Below are 6,444 nucleotides of genomic sequence, written 5' to 3'. Positions count from 1 at the left end.
GAGTAAGATCTCTCAGTCTGCAGCTGCAGCATTCAGCCCATTTATCATGTCTGCATCGCCAGAGATGTTTGGTGTTGATAGTTTCGCTCAACTCTCTGCGATAAGAGATATAGCGGCCCAATTTGAACAGGAAGATTATGCAAAGTGGCGTAGTTTGAGAGACAACGATGACGCTAAATTTATTGGTTTGACTGCACCTAACGTCTTGTTCCGTCAGCCATACAAAAGTGATGGCTCGCGGAATGATAAATTCAATTTTCAAGAACACATCTACGACTCCAACCGAGATTTGCTATGGGGGAGTAGTGCGTACTGTTTTGCTGCCGTATCAATTAGAGCATTTCAGGAACATGGTTGGTTCACGCATATGCGAGGGATTAAACAAGGCGATTACAGTCAGGGTATTATCGTCGCTCCTACAAGGAGCAAGATGCGTGTTAATGGCAAGAATGATCGTGAAAGATGTCCGTTAAACTTGAAAATCTCTGAGAGAAAAGAACAAGAATTGTCTGAGTGCGGTTTTATTTCTATTTCTCCAATACCTGAGACCGATATGGTGGGGATGACCTCGAATGTATCTCTCTACAAGCCCAAACAATACGCAGAAAAGCATATTTCAACGAATGCAAAACTGACATCGATGTTGCAATACACATTGTGTGTATCGCGAGTCGCACATTATCTCAAGGTTATGGGGCGTGACAAAATTGGTGGGTATCAAGACGCAGAAAGCCTAGAGCGTGACTTTCAACGCTGGTTACATCAGTACACTACCGCATCAGATGAAGCGTCTGATGAGCTTCGAGCTAAATACCCCCTAAATGAAGCGAAAATTACAGTTCGAGAGAAAAGAGAAACTCCTGGACATTATTACTCAGTTATCCATTTGCGACCGCATTTTCAACTCGATCAAATGGTATCTAGCATTAAATTAATTACCGAATTATCACCAGAGCACATGGTGTAAGGAAATAACAATGACTCAATGGAAAAATGCTTTGTCCCAAGGCCTATTGCAACACGCTCTAGAGCAATTAATTGATGAAATTAAAGCAACCCCTAAAGATGCGAGCTTGAGAAGTTCCTTCATTGAGCTTCTTTGCATTGATGGGGACTTCGAGCGTGCGGACGCTCAGCTCATGCAATCGATTAAATTGTTTCCTGAGTATCTGCCTGGTGCAAGTCAGCTACGACATTTAGTGAAAGCAGCTCAAGCTAGAAAGGATTTTATCAATGGTGCGGCTAGTGCCAAAGTATTAGGTGATGAGGAATTAACTAAAGAGCTTGTTCGATTTAATCTTGCTCTCGGAAATCAAGAGTACGAAGAAGCGTCACGTCTATCGCATCGCATTGAAGAGCATCGCACTATTAAAGGGTTTAACGTAAACGGCACAAACTACGAAGATGCTAGAGATATTGATGATCGTTTAGGTGGTTACATTGAACTGTTTTCTACAGCAGGTAACTATTTTCTTGTACCCATATCGAGCATCCATACGCTAGAAGTTAAAGCACCTACTTCTTTGTTAGAGAGTATTTGGCGACCTGTCGAGTTTGATATCGATGGACTTGGTGAAGGCGAAGGCCATATGCCGTTGACATATGTTGACTCAGAGACCGATGCGCAAAAGTTAGGTCGAGAAACGGATTGGAAGCAGATTGGTGAGCAAGAATCTTTTGTTGGCTTGGGTCAAAAATGTTGGTTAGTCGGTGACTCAGCGCTTCCAATCTGTGATTTGACTACATTATTAGAACAGAAACAAATAGCGTAGAAATATCATGTCGTTAACCGTTTCTCTGCTCGACAAATTGATAGATAGTGATCCTCTCACTCGAGATGAGAAAGACTTCCCTGCAAGCCAGCAACAGATGTTGAGCAGCTTACTTAGAGATCTAGAGTCGATGCTGAATAGTCGTATTGGATGGAAAAATATTCCTGATGATCTTCTAGAGGTTCGTTATTCAATATTGAACTATGGGCTGCCAGATTTTTCCTCAATGCCCTATAGCAGCCAAGAAGGGCAGAATCAGCTTTGCGACATCGTTCATGATGCAATTAAAGAGTTTGAGCCGAGGTTAAGGAACCCTCATGTCCAGATTTCGGACGAGAAAAACGCTATTGATAGGGTATTGAGGTTACAGATAAATGCCACTTGCTTAATTGATAACAGTATTCATGAAGTGCGATTCAATTCTGAAGTAGAGCCGGTAAATTTAGGTATGAAACTGAGTAGAGCAAAATGAGTGAAGAGTTTCTCAAGTACTATAATCGCGAGTTAGCTTATTTGCGTCACAAAGGGCAAGAGTTTGGTGAGCAGTATCCCAAGATTGCCGCGAGACTTCGTATTAGTGAGGAACAGGTTGACGATCCACACGTAGAAAGATTGTTAGAAGGCTGCGCATTTCTAACAGCAAGGATTAGACAAAGCTTAGACAATAGTTACCCTCAGTTTACAGAGTCTTTGATGGGACAGTTATATCCGGATTTTCACGCCCCAATCCCGTCAATGTCAGTCATTAAAATGAGCTGTTCTAACTCCACTTCCTCTTATTTTGATGTAGAAGAAGGCGAGCGAGTTGTTATCGGTGCTACTGGATATCATGAATGCGAGTTTAGAACTTGTTATCCGGTCAGAATGTATCCTGTTGATGTGACCTCTGGCGTTTTTAAAAATGCGCCTTTCAAGCCAGTTGGCTCACGATGGGAAAGCAATGCTCATTCAGTTTTGAAAGTACAGCTCACGGCTCAAGATGAAGAGACTCCTCTTGGTGAAATGGGGATAGAACGGCTGCGCTTCTATTTAAACGGTCAATCTCAATTGACTTTTAAGCTCTACCAAATGCTGTTTCAAAACCTAATTGGTTTATCTGTTGTTGTGGATGGCAAAGAAGTTCGTCCTTTAACCAAAAGACATCTTTCTGAAGTAGGATTTTCAGAAGATGAGAAAGTTGTGCCATACAGTAAAAGAAGCTTTTCAGGAGCAAGATTACTTGTTGAGTATTTGCACTTTCCTGAGAAGTTTATGTTCTTTGATATCACCGAACTTGGATTATCTGAGCTAGATCTTGGAGAGCAAGTCGAACTGTATTTTTACTTTGATACCAACGATGACTGGCTTCCAAAGCAAGTGGACGAAGAAAGCTTAATGGTAGGTTGTGTGCCTGTAATCAACTTATTTAAAAGTATTATGGAGCCTAAGCGTATTCTACCAACTGAATACGATTACCACTTGTCTCCGCAATACCAAGAATCTGAAAGTAATGAGGTTGTCTCAATTTCTGACGTAACGTTGAGAAACTGGAACAAAACGTACCACAATTTGCCATGTTATCACGCTGGTGAGCACACGCATTATACAAACACTAGTGAGATTTATTGGTTGATGAGACGTGAGGATAAGAACTGGGCTGGTGGGTATGATGAGCCAGGTAGAGAAACTTACATTTCTTTTGTTGATAAAAAACATCAATTGTTCAGCCCGGATAGCCGGGAAAACTGGTTAATGTACGTGGAAGCTGAGTGCTGTAACCGCAACTTAGCGCAGAAACTTCCATTTGGAGGTGGGCTGCCGCAAGTATCTTTACCGGAGGTAAATGACAATTTCGAATCTGTTCGTTGTTTAGTTTCTTTATCAGAAACTATTCGGCCAGAAATGGATGAAAGCACACGATGGCAGTTAACTAAGCTTTTAACTTTAAACCATTTTACCGAGGAAGATGGTTTAGCAACTTTGAAGCAGACCCTTAATCTCTATGCATTTTCTGGGACAGCAGAAACGAAAGCGGTAATCGATGCTTTAACTAAGTTAGAGTTTGAGCCTACTACAGGAAGAATTAGTCAGAAAGGCAAAGTTGGATTTGCGCACGGTATAAAAATTATTTTGACGGTTTCTGATCAAATTTTACCTAAAGAGCAGATCTTTCTCTTAGGTAGTGTTTTATCTGTTTACTTCTCGCAATATGCTGAAATTAACATTTTTACGCAGTTAGAAATAAGAATTAAGTCCACGGGAAAGTCTTTCCACCTATGGCCCGCATTAACTGGCGATAAGGTGTTGCTATGAGCGCGGAACAATTTTATCGAGAATTAAAGCAACATCCATTGTTTGAAGCGATTCATCTTATTGAACACGAAGTTCTGCAAGCAGAGGCGCAAATAGGAACAGATGCGTTACCGAAGCATGAAAAGCTAAACTTAAAGGTTAATCCATCATTAGGTTTTGAAAATGCTCAGCTTTGTGAACTGAAAAATATAGATGACAGCAAGTTAGAGATTGAGACCAATTTAATAGGCCTAACGGGTGAGCAAGGTGTGCTTCCCCAGCACTATAGTGAATTAGCTTTACATCGCCAAAAAGAAGGCGATACGGCTATGGTGGACTTCTACGATATTTTCAATCATCGCTTATTATCTCTTTATTATCGATGTTGGCAACTGAGTCAGCTGACTGTTCAGTCTCGTGCGCATGCGCAGGGCGCGCGTTCGCCGTTAGAAAGCTGTAAATCGGCATTAACTGGGAAAGGGAGTTCACTGTCCCGGCACTATGGTGGTGTGTTTGCTTCACCAGTGAGAAGTAAAGGTGGACTGAAAAGTATTCTTGAATGTTTATCTGGATGCCAAGTAAAAGTTCATGAATTTCAAGGACAATGGTTACACCTTACGAAAGAAGAGCAAACACGCCTTGCATCCCGAACTATGCCTGAAGGGCAGTTTGCTCAACTTGGTTTAGGAGCGTCTTTGGGTTCGAAAGCATGGAACATCAACGCGGGGACAACAATAGAATTTCTGCCAAAAGATAAACAGCTAGTTAGTAAATTGCTTCCTAACCAACCCAATATAGCAATCATTAAGAACGCTGCTTATGAGTTGATTGGAAAACATAAACAACTGAAGTGGCAGCTCACCACCAAACATAGTTTGCTACCACAAGCTTGTTTATCGAAACAGCAGGGGCAGTTAGGTATTGGTTCTGTGCTTAAAAAACACGAACGTACAAAAGATCGAACTATAACAATTACTATTTAAAGGAAATGTAATGGCTTCACTCTCACTTTCAGCGTTGGTCGAAAGATTGTCTCCTCAGGCTAAGGAAACACTTGAACAGGCAGCTGCGATGGCAAGCTCCCGAACTCATCACAGTATTGAAATGTCTCACTGGTTAATGATGATTATCCGCCATCCTGACGATATTTACTCTGAAGTTTTTGACGAATTTGATGTCGATAAAATCAAGGTTGAAACCGATATTCAAAAGGCATTAGAAAAATACAAAACAGGATGCCAGTCGGTGCCTGGGCTATCAGCTCATACGGTGACTGTTATGCAAAATGCCTTGTTGTCTGCAACCATTGAATTCAATCAAGAACAGTTGGGGTGCATCCATCTTTTATTTGCCTACTTGTCTGATGATACGTTAGTCAACATGGCTGGTTCGATTAGTCCTGAACTAAACAAGATAGAACCATCTCGCTTATTGAACTTTAAAGAAAGTAATGCGCCTCAATCAAGATCGAATGACTTAGCGCAGTCAAACGCGAATTCCGCCTTGAATCAATTTACAACAGACCTTACTGAGCAAGCTAGGGAAGGTAAAATAGATCCGGTGATTGGTAGAGATAATGAAATTCGCCTAATGATCGATATTTTATTAAGACGCCGACAAAACAACCCGATTCTTACGGGAGAAGCTGGTGTTGGAAAAACAGCCGTTGTTGAAGGTTTGGCGCAAAAGATCATTGATGGCGATGTACCTCCCGCTCTGCAAAATGTGGCAATTAAGTCTCTGGATTTGGCGTTACTGCAAGCCGGCGCAGGCATGAAAGGTGAGTTTGAAAACAGGCTTAAGAACCTTGTTAAGGAAGTAAACGACGCTCCACAGCCTATTATATTGTTCATTGATGAAGCTCATGGCCTAATTGGCGGTGGTGGGCAAGCGGGCCAAGGTGATGCGGCGAATATTCTGAAGCCAGCATTAGCGAGAGGTGAACTCAGAACGATCGCAGCAACAACGTGGGCAGAGTATAAAAAGTATTTTGAAAAAGATGCAGCTTTAACTAGGCGTTTTCAAGTCGTAAAGGTTGATGAGCCTGCCCCTGAACTCGCGATCGAAATGTTACGAGGCTTACTTGATGTAATGGCACAACACCACGATGTTCATATCACTAACCAAGCTCTCAATGCAGCGGTCCAACTGTCAGCTCGATACATTAATGGTCGTCAACTGCCAGATAAAGCGGTTTCTGTTTTGGATACGGCCTGTTCTCGAGTTGCGTTAAGTCAGTCATCTACACCGGGAGGCCTAGATGCGAAAAGAAACAAACTTAAAGCAAAGCAAGTTGAGTATGAGCATCTTAGCCAAGAGAGTCGGCTAGGAGCATCTCTTGATGTGCAGCTGCAAGGTGTCCGAAAAGAGATTGATGCGCTATCTAATGACATTATTGAAT

The 6,444-nt window shown here is 41.9% G+C and carries 6 protein-coding genes; all 6 read left to right on the top strand.

Annotation, left to right across the window (positions count from 1 at the left end):
* Positions 1-967 (top strand): type VI secretion system contractile sheath large subunit (tssC, locus tag CAG68_RS05865; RefSeq protein WP_161440910.1); only part of this gene is annotated, 967 nt, incomplete at its 5' end.
* A 10-nt stretch (positions 968-977) separates the two neighbouring features.
* The gene (locus tag CAG68_RS05860; RefSeq protein WP_017635622.1) at positions 978-1,772 is read left to right on the top strand and encodes a type VI secretion system accessory protein TagJ; all 795 of its coding nucleotides are present in this window, start codon (positions 978-980) and stop codon (positions 1,770-1,772) included.
* A gap of 7 nt (positions 1,773-1,779) precedes the next feature.
* The gene (gene tssE / locus CAG68_RS05855; protein ID WP_017635621.1) at positions 1,780-2,244 is read left to right on the top strand and encodes a type VI secretion system baseplate subunit TssE; all 465 of its coding nucleotides are present in this window, start codon (positions 1,780-1,782) and stop codon (positions 2,242-2,244) included.
* Complete coding sequence (gene tssF, locus CAG68_RS05850) at positions 2,241-4,064, top strand: type VI secretion system baseplate subunit TssF (protein ID WP_017820213.1); 1,824 nt, start codon at positions 2,241-2,243, stop codon at positions 4,062-4,064. The genes tssE and tssF overlap by 4 nt, the downstream gene beginning before the upstream one ends.
* The gene (gene tssG, locus CAG68_RS05845; RefSeq protein ID WP_005375963.1) at positions 4,061-5,026 is read left to right on the top strand and encodes a type VI secretion system baseplate subunit TssG; all 966 of its coding nucleotides are present in this window, start codon (positions 4,061-4,063) and stop codon (positions 5,024-5,026) included. Before tssF ends, tssG begins: the two co-directional genes overlap by 4 nt.
* A gap of 10 nt (positions 5,027-5,036) precedes the next feature.
* Positions 5,037-6,444, top strand: a 1,408-nt coding sequence (locus tag CAG68_RS05840; RefSeq protein WP_161440909.1) for an AAA family ATPase, incomplete at its 3' end; no start/stop codon positions are given.

The organism is Vibrio sp. V42_P2S4T144 (genome assembly GCF_009904715.1).
Lineage (GTDB): Bacteria > Pseudomonadota > Gammaproteobacteria > Enterobacterales > Vibrionaceae > Vibrio > Vibrio alginolyticus.
Note: the sequence above shows the minus strand (reverse complement) of the source record. Positions and strands in the feature narration are given on the sequence as shown.